The organism is Planctomonas deserti (assembly GCF_003067705.1).
Classification (GTDB): Bacteria; Actinomycetota; Actinomycetes; order Actinomycetales; family Microbacteriaceae; genus Planctomonas; species Planctomonas deserti.
In genome coordinates this window covers 878,879-896,061 of record NZ_QANL01000001.1, presented here as the reverse complement: position 1 = coordinate 896,061, position 17,183 = coordinate 878,879, and the positions used below count along the sequence as shown (strand labels likewise).

The following is a 17,183-nucleotide window of genomic DNA, read 5'->3' as shown; positions in this document are numbered from 1 at the left end:
TGGCTCCTAGATGATTCCGAGAAGGCCCTGCGGCAGGGGTACCCGCAACAACGCGACGAAGATGGCGTAGGTGACGGCTCCCGTGGCGAGGGAGACGATCGCGGCCGGGATGACCTTGCGCCCCTCGACCACGACGGCGATCACGAAGATGAGCAGCACGAAGGCGATGAGGAAGCCGACGAGCTGCACGGCGACCAGCGCGGCCACGACGAGCCCGAGCACCACCGCGAGCATGCGGTTGCGCTGCTTCTGAGTGCGGCCGAAGATGTCGAGGTCGTCACCGGTGTCCGGGACGTGGAACGCCTCGGTGCCGGTCGACACCGCCCCGGGGTCACCGGGGGTATGTCCGATGACCCCGCCGTGCTCGGTGCGCACCGGCTCCACGGTGTCGAGGATGAGCTCCGCCTGGGTGGGCAGATCGGTGCGGCGCCGGAGCCGCCCGATCAGGTCGAGCAGTGCGAAGAGCGCGACGAGGCCGCCCGAGAAGGCGGGAAGGAACCCCGGCCCGATCTCCCCTCCCTCGACGGTCACTCCATAGCCGATCCCGCCGACGACCGCGGCGATGCCGAGGATGGCGAGAACGACACCGGCGATCAGGCCGCCCCGCTGCGCGACGGTCACTCGGCGAACACCACTTCGAGATCGGCGGTGTTGCCGGCGAGGTACTCGCTGAACTCGTCGCCGTAGACGGCGTTGGCCTGCAGGTAGTTGCTCTCGATGTACTCGGAGTAGGCGTCGCTCTTCTCGTAGGCCTGCCCCGCCTCGATCCAGTACTGGGTCTGGTCCTCGGTGATGCCGCCGGGGGCGATGAAGCCGCGGTACTGGGCGAAGGCGACGTCGATGCCCTGCTCCTTGGCGGTGGGGATCTCACTCAGCGCGTCGTACTCGTAGCGCTCCTCCGAGAAGGCGCACAGCGCCTTGAGGTCGCCGGCCTCGAGCTGCGCGATGACCTCGGACGGGTTGAGCGACGCGACGTCGATCTGGCCGCCGAGCAGTGCGGTGAGCACCTCGCTGCCGGACTCGAACGGAACGCGGTCGAACTCGACGTCCTGGTCCGACTCGACGAGGGTGAAGACGATCTCGTCGAGGCTCGTCGCGCCCGAGACCGCGGCAACGACGCGCTCGTCCTTCGCGGCGTCCACAACGTCGGAGCACGTCTCGTACGGGGCATCGGGGGCAACGACCAGCAGGGTGTAGTCGTCACCGAGCTTCATGATCGGGGTGAAGTCCTCGTAGGTGAACTCCACGTCCTGCGTCACGGGCAGGGCCAGCAGGGCGGTCTCCGAGGCGAGCAGGTAGTTGCTCTTGCCGTTCTGGGAGAGGAAGTAGGAGTAGCCGACGGCGCCGGAGCCGCCCTCGCGGTTCTCGACGCTGATGTTGAGGCCTGTTCCCTCCTCCAGGCCCGATGCGATGGCGCGGCCGGACTGGTCGCTTCCGCCGCCCGCGCCCATGGGCACGACCATGGTGACGTTGCCGGAGGGCGCGCCGTCGGCGGCGGGCTCGGCGGAGCCGCTGCACGCGGTGAGGGCGAAGAGGGATACCGCGGCGAGTCCTGCGGCGGCGAGGGGGGTGCGTGACTTCATCGTCTGGGTCTCCAGTGATCCATGCGCGGGGTGCCTGTCACCGAGCGCGGATGCATCATCGCATATAAAATAGGATCTACGGAAATCGAACGCTCGTCCTCGGGAGGCGGTCATTTCGGGCACGAGACGGAGAAACGACGGCCGAAACCGGTGAACCCGGCTCGGCCTATTCCGCGGCCGCCGGGGGGCCGGGGCGCAGCGGACGGGCAACGGGTCGTCGACGCGACGACGACGGCCTGCGGCTACGGCGGTCCGATCGGCAGAAGTCGGGCCGGGAAAGCCGCCGCCCGAGGGAGAGAAGGGGTGGAGCCTAGGAGAATCGAACTCCTGACATCCTGCTTGCAAAGCAGGCGCTCTACCAACTGAGCTAAGGCCCCGATCGCCGGCTAGCCCCGGCGGGCGTGTGGTGCGTGGAGAACTGCAACCACGTGGGACCGATGGAATCGGACCCCTTGTGGGGCTACCAGGACTTGAACCTGGGACCTCTTCGTTATCAGCGAAGCGCTCTAACCGCCTGAGCTATAGCCCCGATTGGGCATGTTTACGTTACCGTATGCCCGCCGGAATTCCGAATCGGCACCGCCCGGGGAGGCCGCCGATCAAAACTACCGATCAGTTGTTGGTGAAGCCGACCAGGAGACCGCCGGTGATCCGCACGCTCAGGTTGTAGAGCAGCGCGGCGATGGCGCCGAGCGCCGTCAGCACCACGACGTTGAGCAGCGCGACGATGATCGAGAAGCCCATCACCTGCGGCAGTCCCACGATGGAGTCGAGCCGGAAGTCGGACCCCTCACCGGCGACGTCCTGGAAGAGCTGGCTCACCGAGTCGAAGATGCCGGTCGAGGCGATGACGCTCCAGACCAGGAACACCACCACCACGAGGACGATGCCGAGGACCACCGAGATGAGGAACGACAGCTTCAGCGCCGACCAGAAGTCGATGTACACGAGCTTGAGCCGCACCTGTTTCGTGGATGCCGCGCGCGAAGATTTCTTCGCGAGCTTCTCGGCGACACTACTCATCTACTGACTCGTCCTTCCCGGTCCCATCCACCGGAGTGACGGAGTCGACCAGTTCCTCTTCCACATTCCGCTCCGCGTTCCTGGCCAGAGCGATGATGCGATCGCTGTCGGCGAAGCGTGCGAAGACCACACCCATGGTGTCGCGGCCCTTCGCCGGGACCTCGGCCACGGCAGAGCGTACCACCTTGCCGCTGGCGAGAACGACGAGCACCTCGTCGTCCTCCGACACGATGAGCGCGCCGGCGAGGTCGCCCCGGGCCTCGGCGAGCTTGGCCACCTTGATGCCCATGCCGCCGCGGTTCTGCACCCGGTACTGGTCGGCCGAGGTGCGCTTGGCGTAACCGCCCTCGGTCACGACGAAGACGAAGCCGTCCTCGCCGACGACGGATGCGGAGAGCAGCGTGTCGTCACCGCGGAACGCCATGCCCTTCACACCGGACGTCGAGCGGCCCATCGGGCGCAGCGCGTCGTTCGACGCGGTGAAGCGCACCGACATGCCCTTGCGCGACACGAGGAGGAGGTCGTCGGTCTCGTCGACGAGCAGCGCCGAGACCAGCTCGTCGCCCTCGCGGAGGTTGATGGCGATGATGCCGCCCGAGCGGTTCGTGTCGTACTCGGTGAGCGCGGTCTTCTTGATGAGGCCGTCACGGGTGGCGAGCACGAGGAACTGCGCGGCCGTGTAGTCGCGGATGTCGAGCACCTGCGAGATGACCTCATCCGGCTGCATGGCGAGCAGGTTGGCGACGTGCTGGCCCTTCGCGTCGCGGCCGGCCTCCTGCAGCTCGTACGCCTTGGCCCGGTAGACGCGTCCCTTGTTGGTGAGGAACAGCAGCCAGTGGTGGGTCGTGGTCACGAAGAAGTGCTCCACGACGTCGTCGGCGCGCAGCTGCGCCCCGCGGACGCCCTTGCCGCCCCGGCGCTGGCTGCGGTAGTTGTCGCTGCGCGTGCGCTTGACGTACCCGCCGCGCGTGAGCGTGACGACCATCTCCTCCTCGGGGATGAGGTCCTCCATGCTCATGTCGCCGTCGAAGCCGAACATGATCTCCGTGCGCCGGTCGTCGCCGAACTTGTCGACGATCTCGCCGAGCTCGGTGCCGATGATCTCGCGCTGCACGCTCGGCGTGGCAAGGATGTGCTTGTACTCCGCGATGCGCGTCTCGAGCTCGTTCGCCTGCTCCTGGATCCGCTGGCGCTCGAGGGCGGCGAGGCGGCGCAGCTGCATCTCGAGGATGGCGTTCGCCTGCAGCTCGTCGATGTCGAGCAGCCTCATGAGGCCGGATCGGGCCACCTCGACGGTCGCGGACGCGCGGATGAGGGCGATGACCTCGTCGAGCGCGTCGAGCGCCTTAAGGTAGCCGCGCAGGATGTGGGCGCGGGCCTCGGCCTCGCGCAAACGGAACTGGGTGCGCCGCACGATGACCTCGACCTGGTGGTCGACCCACGCGCGGATGAAGCCGTCGAGCGCGAGCGTGCGCGGAACGCCGTCCACGATCGCGAGCATGTTGGCGCCGAAGTTCTCCTGCAGCTGCGTCTGCTTGTACAGGTTGTTGAGCACGACCTTGGCCACGGCGTCGCGCTTGAGCACGATCACGAGGCGCTGGCCGGTGCGGCCGGACGTTTCGTCGCGGATGTCGGCGACGCCGCCGAGCTTGCCCTCCTTGACGAGCTCGGCGATCTTGATCGCGAGGTTGTCCGGGTTCACCTGGTACGGCAGCTCGGTGACGACGAGGCAGGTGCGGCCCTGGATTTCCTCGACGTTCACGACCGCGCGCATCGTGATGGAGCCGCGACCGGTGCGGTAGGCGTCCTGGATGCCCTTGACGCCGAGGATCTGCGCTCCGGTGGGGAAGTCGGGGCCCTTGATGCGCTGCACCAGGGCGGCCATGGTCTCCTCCTCGTCGGCGTCCGGGTGCTCGAGCACCCACAGGGCGGCGGAGGCGACCTCGCGCAGGTTGTGCGGCGGGATGTTGGTCGCCATACCGACCGCGATGCCGACGGATCCGTTGACCAGCAGGTTCGGGAACCGGCTCGGCAGCACGACGGGCTCGAGGGTGCGGCCGTCGTAGTTGTCCTGGAAGTCGACGGTCTCCTCGGTGATGTCCCGCACCATCTCCAGGGCGAGCGGGGCCATCTTGGTCTCGGTGTACCGCGGGGCGGCGGCGCCGTCGTTGCCCGGCGAGCCGAAGTTGCCCTGACCGAGCGCCAGCGGGTAGCGCATGGCCCACGGCTGCACCAGTCGCACGAGGGTGTCGTAGATCGACGCGTCGCCGTGCGGGTGGAACTGGCCCATGACCTCGCCCACGACGCGCGCGGACTTGGAGAACGAGCGGTCGGGGCGGTATCCGCCGTCGTACATGGCGTAGATCACGCGGCGGTGAACGGGCTTCAGGCCGTCCCGCACCTCCGGCAGGGCCCGGCCCACGATCACGCTCATCGCGTAGTCGAGGTAGGACCGCTGCATCTCGAGCTGAAGGTCCACCTGCTCCACGCGGTCGTGCTGGATGGCGACCCCCGTCACCGTCTCCTCGACGGTCTCCTCGGGGGCTTCGGGCGTCTCGTTCGTTTCGTCGGCCATGCTTCTCTCGTTCTTCTACTTCGTCTGGCGGGCTTCAAGGACGGGCGGCGGGCGTGCGGCATGGAACGCCGGCACGGCGGGCCGTTAGATGTCGAGGAAGCGCACGTCCTTCGCGTTGCGCTGGATGAACGACCGGCGGGACTCCACGTCCTCGCCCATGAGCGTCGAGAAGATCTCGTCCGCCGCGGCCGCGTCGTCCAGGGTCACCTGCAGGAGCGTGCGGGTGGCCGGGTTCATCGTGGTCTCCCACAGCTCCTTGTAGTCCATCTCGCCGAGACCCTTGTAGCGCTGGATCCCGTTGTCCTTCGGGATGCGCTTGCCCGAGGCGATGCCGAGCTCGAGCATCGCGTCGCGCTCCCGGTCGGAGTACACGTACTGGTGCTCGGCGTTCGACCACTTGAGCCGGTACAGGGGCGGCTGGGCGAGGTAGACGTAGCCGAGGTCGACCAGCGGGCGCATGTAGCGGAACAGCAGGGTGAGCAGCAGGGTCGTGATGTGCTGGCCGTCGACGTCCGCATCGGCCATGAGCACGATCTTGTGGTACCTGGCCTTCTCCGGGTTGAAGTCCTCGCCGATCCCGGCGCCGAACGCCGTGATCATGGACTGCACCTCGTTGTTGTTGAGGGCGCGGTCGAGGCGGGCCTTCTCGACGTTCAGGATCTTGCCGCGGAGCGGGAGGATCGCCTGGGTCTCCGGGTTGCGGCCCTGCACGGCGGAACCGCCGGCCGAGTCGCCCTCCACGAGGAAGATCTCGGACAGCTGCGGGTCCTTGCTCTGGCAGTCCTTCAGCTTGCCGGGCATGCCACCGGACTCGAGAAGCCCCTTGCGTCGGGTGTCCGCGCGCGCCTTGCGGGCGGCGAGCCGGGCGAGCGACGCCTGGATGGCCTTGCGCACGACGTCGCGGGCCTGGGAGGGGTTGCGGTCGAACCAGTCGGCGAGCTGGCTGCCGGCGACGCGCTGCACGTAGGCCTTCGCCTCCGTGTTGCCCAGCTTGGTCTTCGTCTGGCCCTCGAACTGCGGCTCGGAGAGCTTGACGGAGATGACCGCGGTCAGCCCCTCGCGCACGTCCTCGCCGGTGAGGTTCTCGTCCTTCTCCTTGAGGATGCTCTTCTCGCGCGCGTAGCGGTTGACGAGTGTCGTGAGCGCCGCGCGGAAGCCCTCCTCGTGGGTGCCGCCCTCGTGAGTGTTGATGGTGTTCGCGTAGGTGTGCACGCTCTCGGTGTAGGCCGTCGTCCACTGCATGGCGACCTCGAGCGAGATCTTGCGGTCGTCGTCCTCGGACTCGAAGGCGATGATGTCCGGGTGCACGAACTCCGCCTTCTTCTGGCGGTTGAGGTGCTCGACGTAGTCGACGAGTCCCTTCTCATAGAGGAAGGACTCGACCTGCACCTCGGTGTCGTTCAGCCGGCGCTCGTCGGTCAGCGTGAGCCGGAGCCCCTTGTTGAGGAACGCCATCTGCTGGAAGCGCGCACGGAGGGTCTCGTAGTCGAACTCGACGGTCTCGAAGATCTCGTCGTTCGGCCAGAAGGTGATGGTGGTGCCGGTGTCGGAGGCCGCCTCGCCCTGCTCGAGCGGCGCCACGGGCACACCGTTGCGGAAGCTCTGCCGCCAGACGCTGCCCTGCCGGCGCACCTCGACGTCGAGCTCCTTGGAGAGCGCGTTCACGACCGAGCTGCCGACGCCGTGCAGGCCGCCGGACACCGCATATCCGCCGCCGCCGAACTTGCCGCCGGCGTGAAGCACGGTGAGCACGACCTCGACGGTCGACCGCTTCTCCACAGGGTGGATGTCTACGGGGATGCCGCGGCCGTTGTCGGACACCCGAATGCCGCCGTCGGCACGCATGGTGATCTCGATGTTGTCCGCGTGCCCGGCAAGCGCCTCGTCGACCGAGTTGTCGACGATCTCGTACACCAGGTGGTGGAGTCCGCGGGGGCCGGTCGAGCCGATGTACATGCCCGGCCGCTTGCGGACCGCCTCGAGACCCTCCAGGACCTGGATGTCACCGGCGCCGTACTCGTGGTCTACTCTCGAACGCGAGTTCTTCGGGTCTGCGGCGACGGTGCCGCTGTCTTCGACGCTCTCTGCGGGATTCAGGTCGGTCTGGTTCAGGTCTGTCATAGAAGAATCGGCTCCTACCGGTTGGGGTCGCGCAGGCCGCACGGACCTGGGATCACGAAGTGATCGAGGCGAGGCATTCGGCCGAACAGACGACTTCTCATTCTACCAAGCCCGGGCGCGGCGCCCCGCCGAAAACGGCCTTCTGGGGCGTTTTCTCGCTGCGGGTGAACGTTTATGGGTCGTCAGCCGTAAGTATCGCGAGGACCGCGCCCTGGAATTGATTTGGGACCGCGTTTCCAGGACGGGGCGTCAGGCCCCTGGAAACGAATCGACTGCACCCCGGCGTCGGGGTACTTCTCGGCGATGCGCGTGGTGATCTGCACCCGCATCAGACGCAGCTGCGTCGCCCAGGCCGTGGACTCGCATTCGACGGTAAGCGTGCCGTTGTCGATGCCGGTCGGGTGGGAGTGCGCGGCCGTCTCCTCGCCCGCGATCTCTGTCCAGGCGAGCATCAGGTCGGACTGCGCGAGGGAGGAGTCCCAGCCGAGACGCGCGGTGAGGCCCTGCACGATGTCGCCGAGGCGATCCGGGTCGCGGCCGGGCGCGAACGGGACGCTGTCGCCCGCCTTCTTCTGCCTGCGCTTGCGCGCGTTCGCTCCGCGCACGGCGGCGCTGCCGAAGACCCGGCGGAACCGCTGATACACCGCGACCGACTCGTTCTCCGCCCCGTCGTCGAACTCGTCGCCGGCCGCGTCGGCATCCGAAGGGCCGCCGACCGGGTACGTGGTGCCGTGCTGCGCGGGCGTCCCGGGGCCGCGCGACTCATCCATCGGCGGCCTCGTCGACGATGCTGCCCGCGGCGATGCGGACGGTGTGGGCGCGAAGACCCTCGGGGACGTCCCCGTAGACCGCCGCCGTGATGAGCACCTGCTCGTAGTCGGCGATGGCGTCGGCGAGACGGATGCGGCGGGACTCGTCGAGCTCGGCGAACACGTCGTCGAGGATGAGCACGGGATCGCCGCTCGCCGACTCCCGGCGCAGGATCTCGGCCGACGCCAGCTTCAGCGCGAGCGCGAACGACCACGACTCGCCGTGACTGGCGTAGCCCTTGGCCGGCAGACCGTTCAGGGCGAACACGACGTCGTCGCGGTGCGGTCCAGCCAGCGTTATGCCGCGATCGAGCTCCCGCCGGCGCAACCGCTGCAGGGCCGCCGAGTACCGGGTCGCGATCGCGGCGGGGTTCGTCAGATCCTCGGGCGTCATCGTGTCCGCGGGCGCCATACCTTGCTGCTCGTCCTCGTCCGGGTCCGCGCCGAGCACGCTGAGCGACGCCACGAGCGTCGGCCCGTGATCCGCTCCGGCCACCGCGGCGTAGCCGCTGCGCACGTGCGGGGCGAGCTCGGCGAGGAGCCTGCTCCGCGCGGCGATGATCTCCGACCCGAGCGCGACCAGCCGCTCGTCCCAGATGTCGAGGGTGGTGAGGGATGCTGCCTTCGCGCCGGTCGCCCGGGCGGACTTGAGCAGCGAGTTCCGCTGCTTGAGCACCCGCTCGTAGTCGGCGAGCACGCCGGAGAGCCGGGGCGCGCGCAGCACGAGCAGCTGGTCGAGGAACCTGCGACGCCCGGACGGGTCCCCGCGAACGAGCGCGAGGTCCTCCGGCGCGAACAGCACGCTCGAGAAGTAGCGCGGAAGCTCGCGGGTCTTCACCACGGAGCGGTTGACCTGCGCGCGGTTCGCGCCGACCCGGTTCAGCTCCACCTCGACGAGCTTCTCGCGCCCCTCGTGCTGCAGCCTCGCCCGGATCACCGCCGACGGCTGATCCTGACGGATCAGGGCCTGGTCGGTGGAGACCCGGTGCGAGCCCAGGGTGCTGAGATAGCCGAGCGCCTCGACGAGGTTGGTCTTCCCCTGGCCGTTGCTGCCGACGAACAGGTTCGGACCGGGCTCGAGCGAGACGTCGGCTTCCCGGTAGTTGCGGAAGTCGCGCAGGGCGAGCTGCCGCACTAGCATCGCGCCACGCGCTACCGCCTCTTGACCGCGTGCCCGCCGAACTGGTTGCGCAGGGCGGCGACCGCCTTCATGGCGGGCGAGTCGTCCTGGCGCGAGACGAACCGCGCGAAGATCGAGGCGCTGATGGTGGGGACCGGGACGGCGTTGTTGATGGCCTCCTCGATCGTCCAGCGTCCCTCGCCGGAATCCTCGACGTAGCCGGCCACGTGCTCCAGCTTCGGGTCCTCGTCCAGAGCGCGCACCAGGAGCTCGAGCAGCCAGGAGCGCACGACGGTGCCCTGCTGCCAGGCCTTGAACGTGCCGGGAACGTCCTTGATCACGTCGCTGCGCGCCTCGAGGAGCTCGAAGCCCTCGGCGAAGGCCTGCATCATGGCGTACTCGATGCCGTTGTGCACCATCTTCGCGTAGTGACCCGCGCCGGTGCCGCCCGCGTGGACGAAGCTCTCCTCGCGGGGGCCCTCGGGGCGCAGGGCGTCGAAGACGGGCATGAGGCGCTCGACCTGCTCGACGTCGCCGCCGGCCATGAGGCCGTAGCCGTTCTGCGCGCCCCACACGCCGCCGGATACTCCCACGTCGACGTAGTTGATGCCGACGTGACTGAGCAGTTCGGCGTGCGCGAAGTCGTCGGTGAACTTGGAGTTGCCACCGTCGATGAGGAGGTCGCCCTCCTCCAGCAGTCCGCTGAGGTGGGCGATCACGTCGTGCGTGATCTTGCCGGACGGCACCATGACCCAGACGATGCGCGGCGTGGGCAGCGCGGCGACGAGATCCTTGAGCTCGGGGACGTCGGACACGTCAGGACGCGTGTCGTACCCGGTGACCTGGATGCCGTTCGCCTCGAGCCGGGCGCGCATGTTGTTGCCCATTTTGCCAAGGCCGACGAGACCGATGTGCATGTGTGTTCCTCCTCGTAGGGGCGGGATTACCTGAGCAGCAGGTTGGGCTGCAGCAGGTACCTGTAGTTGTCCGCCCCGGCCTGATCCTTCGAGGACTGGCTCGTGATCAGCACCGGCCCGGGCTTGTTCGGGTTGTCCGTCTTCGTGAACGAGAGACGGACGAACTCGCTGTGCACGGCACCGAGGCCGTCCAGCAGGAACTGCGGCTTGAGTGACACGACAGTGTCGCCACCCGTGAGGAGGGCGTCGATGCTCTCCGATGCCTGGGCCTGTTCCGACCCGATCGCCTCGAGCGTGAGCCCGTCGATCGTGAAGGTGAAGCGGAGCGCGGCCTCGCGCTCCAGGACGAGCGCGACGCGGCGCGTCGCCTCGATGAGCTCGGCCGTGTTGATGACGGCGTAGTTCTCGACGGTCTCGGGGAAGAGCCGCTTGACCGGCGGGAAGTTGCCCTTGATGAGGAGGGAGGTCACCGTCTTGCGGTCGGCGCTGAACGCGATCAGCTCACGCTCGTCGGTGTGGGTGATCGCGACCGAGATGGTGCCGCTGTGGCCGAAGGTCTTACCGACCTCCTGCAGGGTGCGCGCCGGCACCAGCGCCGTGAGAGTCTCGGACTGCGCGTTGTCGCCGCGGTCCCAGTCGATCTCCCGCACGGCGACGCGGTAGCGGTCGGTCGCGATGAGACCGAGAGTGTTGTCGCCGACCTCGAGCTGCACACCCGTGATGACCGGAGTGACGTCGTCGCGCGAGGCGGCGACGGCCACCTGCGACACGGCGGTGGCGAAGGAGTCGGCCGGCAGAAGGCCCGTCTGCGGGGCGATCTCGGGAAGGCTGGGATATTCCTCCACCGGCATGCTGAGCAGGGTGAAGTGCGCGGCGCCGCAGGTCACGCTGATGCGGGACTCGTCCGTCGAGAACTGCACAGGGGCGCCGGGGAGGCGGTTGGCGATGTCGGCGAGCAGCCGGCCGGAGACCAGCACCCGTCCGGTCTCCTCGACCTCGGCATCGATCCGGGTGCGAGCGGAGACCTCGTAGTCGAACGACGACAGGGTGAGCCCGTCCTCGTCGGCCTCGATGAGCACACCGCTCAGGATCGGGAGGGTGGTGCGCTGCGGGAGGAGCTTCACGGCAAAGGAGACGGCCTCGCTGAACACGTCACGGTTCGCCTGAAACCTCACTGCACACCCCTGTCTGGAAAAACGAAGACGGTCGATCAACTCTAGCCGCAGGCATTTTCCTGCTCCTGAAGACCGCAGAGAGCAACGGTACACCCCAGCGGGAAGGCGTCCCGCCGCCCACCGGGCGGACCGCGACGGAGGCGGAAAAGTTATCGGGCGGATGGAAGAGAGGGTTAAAGAACAATTGTGTTAACGGCTGTGGAATCTGTGGACAACTTCGCGCAGCCCAGTCGGCAGTAGGGAACTACACGCGTGGAAGTTGTGAGCAGCCTGTTGGCGGAGCGGGGAGGAGAGTCCCACCGAGGGATGACAGGAATTCTTGTTGTTCACATCCCGGCCACCGAAGTGAACAGCGCTCTCGGCGGTTCTCCACAGTTATCCACAGGTTCTGCACAATGTGTGAAAACTCCCGATCCGACCGCTCAGAGGGTCTCTGGCGCCCCCTGAGAGGCCGTTCTGCCGGGTGATCGACCCCTTCCGAGGGGGTGTTTCGGCCGCGCGCGTGCTCTGTCCCGTGTCGCGACGAGCGTGAAAGTCCGCGCCGATTCGAGCTGCTTGAGCGCCGCAGATTGCGCCGCTCGGACGCTCTTTGGGGCCGAGAACGGCCACGGACGGCGCCATCCCCCTGCGGCGGAGCGCCGATCCACGCGTCGCTTCGACAGGCTCAGCGACCGTATGGGCGCCGCGATCAGCCCACCGGTTCCCCGCAGCGCGTTTCCACGCGGGGCGGTCCCGTCACGGTCCCTGAGCCTGTCGAAGGGACGCGACGTGATGGACGGTCTCGCCACGGTCCCTGAGCCTGTCGAAGGGACGCAGGCCGGCCTCACGCCCGTCATGCGCGCGCCTCTGCCCAGGCACGGGCATCCTGCCCAGGTACAACCTGCGCACGATGCCGCTGCCTGGGCAGGAGCACACGACGGCAGCGGGCGCCGCAGCGCGTGACAGCGGCGGACGACGACGCGCAGATAGAACGGACACCGGCACGGACTCCGCGCCGGACATCCGAGCCGAGCACTCACTTCAGGCGCAGAGAACCCGCTTCAGGCGCGGCGCGCTCAGATCTTGTAGCGGTGGTCCTGCTTGATGCGGCTGGTGAGCTCGGTCACCTGGTTGTAGATCGAGCGGCGCTCCTTCATGAGCTCCGTGATCTTCTTGTTCGCGTACATCACGGTGGTGTGGTCGCGGTTGCCGAACAGCTGGCCGATCTTGGGCAGCGAGAGGTTCGTGAGCTCGCGGCACAGATACATGGCGATCTGCCGAGCGGTGGCGATCGCCTGGGAGCGCGAGGTGCCGTACAGGTCGTCGACCGTGAGCTTGAAGTAGCTGGCGGTGTGATTGATGATGTCGACCGGCGCGATCACGTTGTCGTCGTCGAGCGTGATCAGGTCCTTGAGCACGGTCTGCACGAGCGCGAGGTCGACGGCCGTGCGATTCAGGCTCGCGAAGGCGGTCACGCGGATCAGCGTGCCTTCGAGCTCGCGCACGTTCGAGGTGACCTTGGTGGCCATGAACTCGAGGATGTCGTCGGGCACCTGCAGCTTCTCGCTCTGCGCCTTCTTGCGGAGGATCGCGATGCGCGTCTCCAGGTCCGGCGCCTGCACGTCGGTGATGAGGCCCCACTCGAAGCGCGACCGCATGCGGTCCTCGAACCCGGTCAGGTGCTTCGGGGGAAGGTCGCTGGTGATCACGACCTGCTTGTTGTGATCGTGCAACGTGTTGAACGTGTGGAAGAAGGCCTCCTGCGTGGAGTCCTTCCCCTGCAGGAACTGGATGTCGTCGATCAGCAGGATGTCGATGTCGCGGTACCGGGACTGGAACAGCGACGACCGGTTGTTCGCAATCGAGTTGATGAAGTCGTTGGTGAACTCCTCGGAGCTCACGTAGCGCACCCGGATGCCCGGGTACAGGCTCATGGCGTAGTGGCCGATGGCGTGCAGGAGGTGGGTCTTGCCCAGTCCGGACTCGCCGTAGACGAACAGCGGGTTGTACGCCTTCGCCGGCGCCTCGGCCACGGCGACCGCTGCGGCGTGGGCGAAGCGGTTGGAGCCGCCGATGACGAAGTTGTCGAAGCTGTACTTGGGGTTCAGCCGGGAGTCCGAGCGGCTGTGCGCCGGCGGCATGGCCGTGACGGTCGGCACTTTGGGCGTCTCGATGTACGGCTGCTCGGCCTGTTCGGTGCGGCGCTCGTAGGAGTCCTGCCCGATCTCGGGGTTGACGACGATCGCGAAGTTGGTGACGCCGAAGCTGTCGTCCACGGATCCGATGGCATTCAGCAGCGGCACCCGCACACGCTGCTCGAGCATGCCGCGGGTCAGCTCGTTGGGCACCTCGAGATAGATGGTGCCGGTCATCACACCCTTGGGCTCGACGAGGCTGATGAAGCCGTGCAGCTGAGGGGTGATGCGGTCGTCCGCGGTGAGCGACCCCATGATCGAGTCCCAGATCTCGCGAGTCGGGTCGGGGCTCTGCTGCATCGTTCCCCTCGTCGTGCTCGTCATGATCTGTGCCCTCGTGTCCTCGACTGCAGGGCTGTCGGCCCGGTCGGTTGCTTCGCGCTGGAGTGGACGTGGGAAGTTACTCACATACTTATCCACCGTATGTGGGAAACCGGCACAGCAGTCTCCGCGCACGAGCGACGCCGTTCGGGTGTGCAGCCCCTCACGCTAGATGAGGCCGCGGGCGAGAACAAATTCACCCTAAGTCCACCGGCATGTCAATACCGCGTTGGAGGGGTCCGGTGTGGATAATCGGAGGTTGCGCAGCCGCCGGTTTGACCGGACAGGTCGAAGGCCGTAGTTTTAATCAGTTGACCCCGCAGCCATCCGGGCTGCCCCATTCTTCCCGACCGACCTTTCGGCTCGTGGATGACACCTGTGGAGATCACCTCATGAGCAAGAGAACGTTCCAGCCGAACAACCGCCGCCGCGCCAAGGTGCACGGCTTCCGCCTCCGTATGCGCACGCGCGCCGGCCGCGCCATCCTCGGTGCTCGCCGCCGCAAGGGGCGCACCGAGCTCTCCGCGTAACAACCCCCGTGTTGGCCAAGGCCAATCGCGTGACGTCCGGCGCCGACTATCGAGCAATCGTGCGGCGCGGACGTCGCGCAGGCGGGCCCAACACGGTGTGCTACATCCGCAGGTCGCCTGCCGAGACGCCGGCCCGGTTCGGGTTCATCGTCTCGAAGAAGGTGGGCACTGCCGTGCGCCGCAACCTGGTGCGGCGCCGGATGAAAGCTGTCGCCTACGAGTACGTCGACCGGCTCCCCGCCGGATCCGACATCGTCGTCAGGGCGCTTCCAGGTGCCGATCAAGCGTCGTGGGATACCCTGCACGCAGAGATTTCGGCCGCGATCGACAAGAACTTCGGAACAGCATGAGCAGGGTCATCACCTTCCTCCTGCTGCTCCCCCGGAACCTGGTCGTTCTGCTGCTTCGGGCGTACCGCGCGGTGATCTCGCCTCTGTACGGCGACGTGTGTCGTTACTACCCCTCCTGCTCGTCCTACGGACTGCAGGCGGTGCAGGAACACGGCGTCGTCGTGGGCGGGTTCCTCACGGTCCGTCGCATCCTGCGTTGTCACCCGTGGGCGGCAGGCGGCATCGACGATGTGCCGCGACGCAAGACCCGCCGATACGCACTGACTCGCTTCGGTTTCGTTGTAGCCGGCCACGGAAAGGGCTAACCAACCACACATGGACATCATCGGCACGATCCTCTGGCCCATCAAATGGGTCATCGAGCTGATCCTCGTCGGCTTCCACACGCTCTGGTCGTCCATCGGGATGGAGCCGGACGCCGGCATCACGTGGGTCCTGTCCATCGTCGGCCTGGTGCTCATCGTCCGCGCGGCGCTGATCCCGGTGTTCGTCAAGCAGATCAAGAGCCAGCGGAAGACCCTCGAGATCGCCCCGCAGCTCAAGAAGATCCAGGACAAGTACCGCGGCAAGCGCGACCAGTTCTCGCGCGAGGCCATGTCCCGCGAGACCATGGAGCTGTACAAGCGCACGGGGACGAACCCGCTGAGCTCCTGTCTCCCCCTGCTGCTGCAGATGCCGATCTTCTTCGGCCTGTTCTCGGTGCTCAACGACGCGCAGCACGACAAGGCAGGCGTCGGTCTCCTCAGCCGTGAGCTCGCGGACTCCTTCGCCAACTCGGAGCTCTTCGGCGCACCGCTGCGTGCGACGTTCATCGACAACGGCGGCAACGCCCTGGTGATGGTGATCGCCGCGGTCATGGTCATCCTGATGACGGTGTCGCAGTTCATCACGCAGCTGCAGATCATGGCGAAGAACATGTCGCCCGAGGCCAAGAACAGCCCGATGTTCCGCCAGCAGAAGATCCTGCTGTACATCCTCCCGCTCGTCTTCGCCGTCTCCGGCGTGGCCTTCCCCCTCGGCGTGATGTTCTACTGGCTCACCTCGAACTTCTGGACCATGGGTCAGCAGTTCCTCGTGATCCGCAACATGCCGACCCCGGGCAGCGAGGCCGCCAAGGCCCGCGAGGCCCGCCTCGCCAAGCGCGGGAAGCTGCCCGAGGCGGAGTCGACCGCGGCCGGCGGGAACACCGTCGTGATCGAGGAGAAGCGGCCCAGCCAGCGCGCGCAGCCGGTGGGCAAGGCCCGCGCGAAGAAGACCGGAGGAAAGAAGAGATGAGCGACGTGACGGACGACATCCAGACGGTCGACCAGACCGAGGTCCTCGTGGAGACCCGCGACGAGACGCCGATCTCGCAGCTCGAGGAGGAGGGCGACGTCGCCGCCGACTACATCGAGGAGCTGCTCGACATCTGCGACCTCGACGGGGACATCGACATCGAGGTCCGTGCGGGACGCGCATACGTCTCGGTCACGGCCGGCGCGGACAGCAACATCAGCGTCCTGTCGCAGCCGGAGACCGTCAGCGCCCTCCAGGAGCTGACCCGCCTCGCCGTGCAGAGCAAGACCGGCGCCTTCTCCCGCCTCATCCTCGACGTCGGCGGCTCGCGTGACGCCCGGCAGGCGGAGCTCTCGCAGCTCGTCGACCGTGCCATCGCCCGCATCGAGGCCGGGTCCGCGTCTGCGGCGCTGCCGCCCATGTCGTCCTACGAGCGCAAGCTCGTGCACGACCTCGTGTCCTCGCGCGGCTACACCTCGGAGTCCGAGGGCGAGGGCCGCGACCGCCACACGGTCATCTCCCCGGCCTAGGCGCGACGCACGCTGTGACGGATCAGATCGACCCCGCCTCCGGCGTCGCCTCGGCCCCGCTCGAGGCCGAGCCGAGTGCGGCCGAAGCGCTCTTCGGTGAGCGGATCGAGCTGGCCCGCAGGTTCACCGCGAACCTCGCCAGGCATGGGGAGGAGTTCGGACTCATCGGACCGCTCGAGCTCCCCCGCCTGTGGACGCGCCACATCCTGAACAGCGTGCTCGTCGCTCCCCTCCTGCGACCCGGGCTGGTCGGTGACGTCGGCAGCGGGGCCGGGCTGCCGGGTCTGGTGCTCGCGATCGCACGCCCGGATGTGTCGTTCGTGCTCATCGAGCCGATGGAGCGGCGGGTGAAGTGGCTGCAGGACCAGGCCGCCGAGCTCGAGCTCGACAACGTCACCGTGCTCCGAGCCCGTGCCGAGGAGGCCGTGGATCAGGTCTCGCTCGACCAGGTGACCGCCCGCGCCGTGAGCGCGCTGTCGAAGCTCGTGCCGATCACCGTTCCGCTCGTTCGTGACGGCGGCGAGCTTGTCTTCCTGAAGGGCGCGAACGCGCAGAAGGAGATCGACGCGGCCGCCAAAGTGATCCGCAAGTACCACCTCACGGATGTCGAGGTGCTGGTACTCGGTGAGGGTGTGGTGCCGGAGGTGACCCGCGTCATCCGGGCTACAGTGGACTGACTC

General features: G+C 67.5%; 16 protein-coding genes and 2 tRNA genes. 6 read left to right on the top strand and 12 right to left on the bottom strand.

Going from position 1 to position 17,183, the window contains the following annotated elements; translation table 11 throughout:
• Positions 1-6 precede the first annotated feature (6 nt).
• The 12 genes from DAI20_RS04095 to dnaA form a co-directional block, all read right to left on the bottom strand.
• Positions 7-621 carry a tripartite tricarboxylate transporter TctB family protein gene (locus DAI20_RS04095; RefSeq protein ID WP_159084905.1) on the bottom strand — a complete coding sequence of 205 codons (615 nt, stop codon included), beginning with the start codon at positions 619-621 and terminating at the stop codon, positions 7-9.
• Positions 618-1,583 (bottom strand): tripartite tricarboxylate transporter substrate binding protein, encoded by a 966-nt coding sequence (locus tag DAI20_RS04090; RefSeq protein ID WP_159084904.1) that lies wholly within the window; start codon positions 1,581-1,583, stop codon positions 618-620. The genes DAI20_RS04095 and DAI20_RS04090 overlap by 4 nt, the downstream gene beginning before the upstream one ends.
• Positions 1,584-1,887: 304 nt before the next feature.
• Positions 1,888-1,960, bottom strand: a tRNA-Ala gene (locus DAI20_RS04085).
• A gap of 78 nt (positions 1,961-2,038) precedes the next feature.
• Positions 2,039-2,112, bottom strand: a tRNA-Ile gene (locus DAI20_RS04080).
• An 83-nt stretch (positions 2,113-2,195) separates the two neighbouring features.
• Complete coding sequence (locus DAI20_RS04075) at positions 2,196-2,606, bottom strand: DUF3566 domain-containing protein (RefSeq protein WP_108249247.1); 411 nt, start codon at positions 2,604-2,606, stop codon at positions 2,196-2,198.
• The gene (gene gyrA / locus DAI20_RS04070) at positions 2,599-5,181 is read right to left on the bottom strand and encodes a DNA gyrase subunit A (RefSeq protein WP_108249246.1); all 2,583 of its coding nucleotides are present in this window, start codon (positions 5,179-5,181) and stop codon (positions 2,599-2,601) included. Before gyrA ends, DAI20_RS04075 begins: the two co-directional genes overlap by 8 nt.
• An 84-nt stretch (positions 5,182-5,265) precedes the next feature.
• The gene (gene gyrB / locus DAI20_RS04065; protein ID WP_108249245.1) at positions 5,266-7,302 is read right to left on the bottom strand and encodes a DNA topoisomerase (ATP-hydrolyzing) subunit B; all 2,037 of its coding nucleotides are present in this window, start codon (positions 7,300-7,302) and stop codon (positions 5,266-5,268) included.
• Between the two features lie 182 nt (positions 7,303-7,484).
• A complete protein-coding gene (locus DAI20_RS04060) occupies positions 7,485-8,072 on the bottom strand; it encodes a DciA family protein (protein ID WP_108249244.1) in 588 nt (195 codons plus the stop codon).
• Positions 8,065-9,252 (bottom strand): DNA replication/repair protein RecF, encoded by a 1,188-nt coding sequence (gene recF / locus DAI20_RS04055; protein ID WP_108249243.1) that lies wholly within the window; start codon positions 9,250-9,252, stop codon positions 8,065-8,067. The genes DAI20_RS04060 and recF overlap by 8 nt, the downstream gene beginning before the upstream one ends.
• An 11-nt stretch (positions 9,253-9,263) precedes the next feature.
• A complete protein-coding gene (gene gnd / locus DAI20_RS04050; protein ID WP_108249242.1) occupies positions 9,264-10,148 on the bottom strand; it encodes a phosphogluconate dehydrogenase (NAD(+)-dependent, decarboxylating) in 885 nt (294 codons plus the stop codon).
• A gap of 26 nt (positions 10,149-10,174) precedes the next feature.
• Entirely contained in the window at positions 10,175-11,323 is a 1,149-nt protein-coding gene (dnaN, locus tag DAI20_RS04045; RefSeq protein ID WP_108249241.1) for a DNA polymerase III subunit beta, read from the bottom strand.
• A 1,055-nt stretch (positions 11,324-12,378) separates the two neighbouring features.
• Positions 12,379-13,797, bottom strand: coding sequence for a chromosomal replication initiator protein DnaA (gene dnaA / locus DAI20_RS04040; protein ID WP_108249735.1), 1,419 nt, complete (start codon positions 13,795-13,797; stop codon positions 12,379-12,381).
• Between the two features lie 413 nt (positions 13,798-14,210).
• Between dnaA and rpmH the strand changes: the two genes are divergently transcribed.
• From rpmH to rsmG, 6 genes are read left to right on the top strand one after another with little or no spacing between them, the layout of a single operon-like run.
• Positions 14,211-14,348, top strand: coding sequence for a 50S ribosomal protein L34 (gene rpmH / locus DAI20_RS04035; RefSeq protein ID WP_010204566.1), 138 nt, complete (start codon positions 14,211-14,213; stop codon positions 14,346-14,348).
• An 8-nt stretch (positions 14,349-14,356) separates the two neighbouring features.
• Entirely contained in the window at positions 14,357-14,698 is a 342-nt protein-coding gene (rnpA, locus tag DAI20_RS04030; RefSeq protein ID WP_108249240.1) for a ribonuclease P protein component, read from the top strand.
• A complete protein-coding gene (gene yidD / locus DAI20_RS04025; protein WP_108249239.1) occupies positions 14,695-15,003 on the top strand; it encodes a membrane protein insertion efficiency factor YidD in 309 nt (102 codons plus the stop codon). Before rnpA ends, yidD begins: the two co-directional genes overlap by 4 nt.
• A gap of 10 nt (positions 15,004-15,013) precedes the next feature.
• Positions 15,014-15,973 carry a membrane protein insertase YidC gene (yidC, locus tag DAI20_RS04020; RefSeq protein WP_108249238.1) on the top strand — a complete coding sequence of 320 codons (960 nt, stop codon included), beginning with the start codon at positions 15,014-15,016 and terminating at the stop codon, positions 15,971-15,973.
• On the top strand, positions 15,970-16,503 hold the full coding sequence (locus DAI20_RS04015) for a Jag family protein (protein ID WP_108249237.1): 534 nt from the start codon (positions 15,970-15,972) through the stop codon (positions 16,501-16,503). Before yidC ends, DAI20_RS04015 begins: the two co-directional genes overlap by 4 nt.
• A 14-nt stretch (positions 16,504-16,517) precedes the next feature.
• Positions 16,518-17,180: a 16S rRNA (guanine(527)-N(7))-methyltransferase RsmG gene (rsmG, locus tag DAI20_RS04010; protein WP_240605857.1), complete on the top strand. Its 663-nt coding sequence runs from the start codon at positions 16,518-16,520 to the stop codon at positions 17,178-17,180.
• Positions 17,181-17,183 lie beyond the last annotated feature (3 nt).

Excerpts from the sequence above, each read along its gene's own strand:
- rpmH (WP_010204566.1), top strand. The coding sequence starts at position 14,211 with ATGAGCAAGAGAACGTTCCAGCCGAACAACCGCCGCCGCGCCAAGGTG.
- DAI20_RS04075 (WP_108249247.1), bottom strand. The coding sequence starts at position 2,606 with ATGAGTAGTGTCGCCGAGAAGCTCGCGAAGAAATCTTCGCGCGCGGCA.
- yidC (WP_108249238.1), top strand. The coding sequence starts at position 15,014 with ATGGACATCATCGGCACGATCCTCTGGCCCATCAAATGGGTCATCGAG.
- gyrB (WP_108249245.1), bottom strand. The coding sequence starts at position 7,302 with ATGACAGACCTGAACCAGACCGACCTGAATCCCGCAGAGAGCGTCGAA.
- dnaA (WP_108249735.1), bottom strand. The coding sequence starts at position 13,797 with ATGCAGCAGAGCCCCGACCCGACTCGCGAGATCTGGGACTCGATCATG.
- recF (WP_108249243.1), bottom strand. The coding sequence starts at position 9,252 with ATGCTAGTGCGGCAGCTCGCCCTGCGCGACTTCCGCAACTACCGGGAA.
- gyrA (WP_108249246.1), bottom strand. The coding sequence starts at position 5,181 with ATGGCCGACGAAACGAACGAGACGCCCGAAGCCCCCGAGGAGACCGTC.
- gnd (WP_108249242.1), bottom strand. The coding sequence starts at position 10,148 with ATGCACATCGGTCTCGTCGGCCTTGGCAAAATGGGCAACAACATGCGC.
- yidD (WP_108249239.1), top strand. The coding sequence starts at position 14,695 with ATGAGCAGGGTCATCACCTTCCTCCTGCTGCTCCCCCGGAACCTGGTC.
- DAI20_RS04060 (WP_108249244.1), bottom strand. The coding sequence starts at position 8,072 with ATGGATGAGTCGCGCGGCCCCGGGACGCCCGCGCAGCACGGCACCACG.
- DAI20_RS04015 (WP_108249237.1), top strand. The coding sequence starts at position 15,970 with ATGAGCGACGTGACGGACGACATCCAGACGGTCGACCAGACCGAGGTC.
- DAI20_RS04090 (WP_159084904.1), bottom strand. The coding sequence starts at position 1,583 with ATGAAGTCACGCACCCCCCTCGCCGCCGCAGGACTCGCCGCGGTATCC.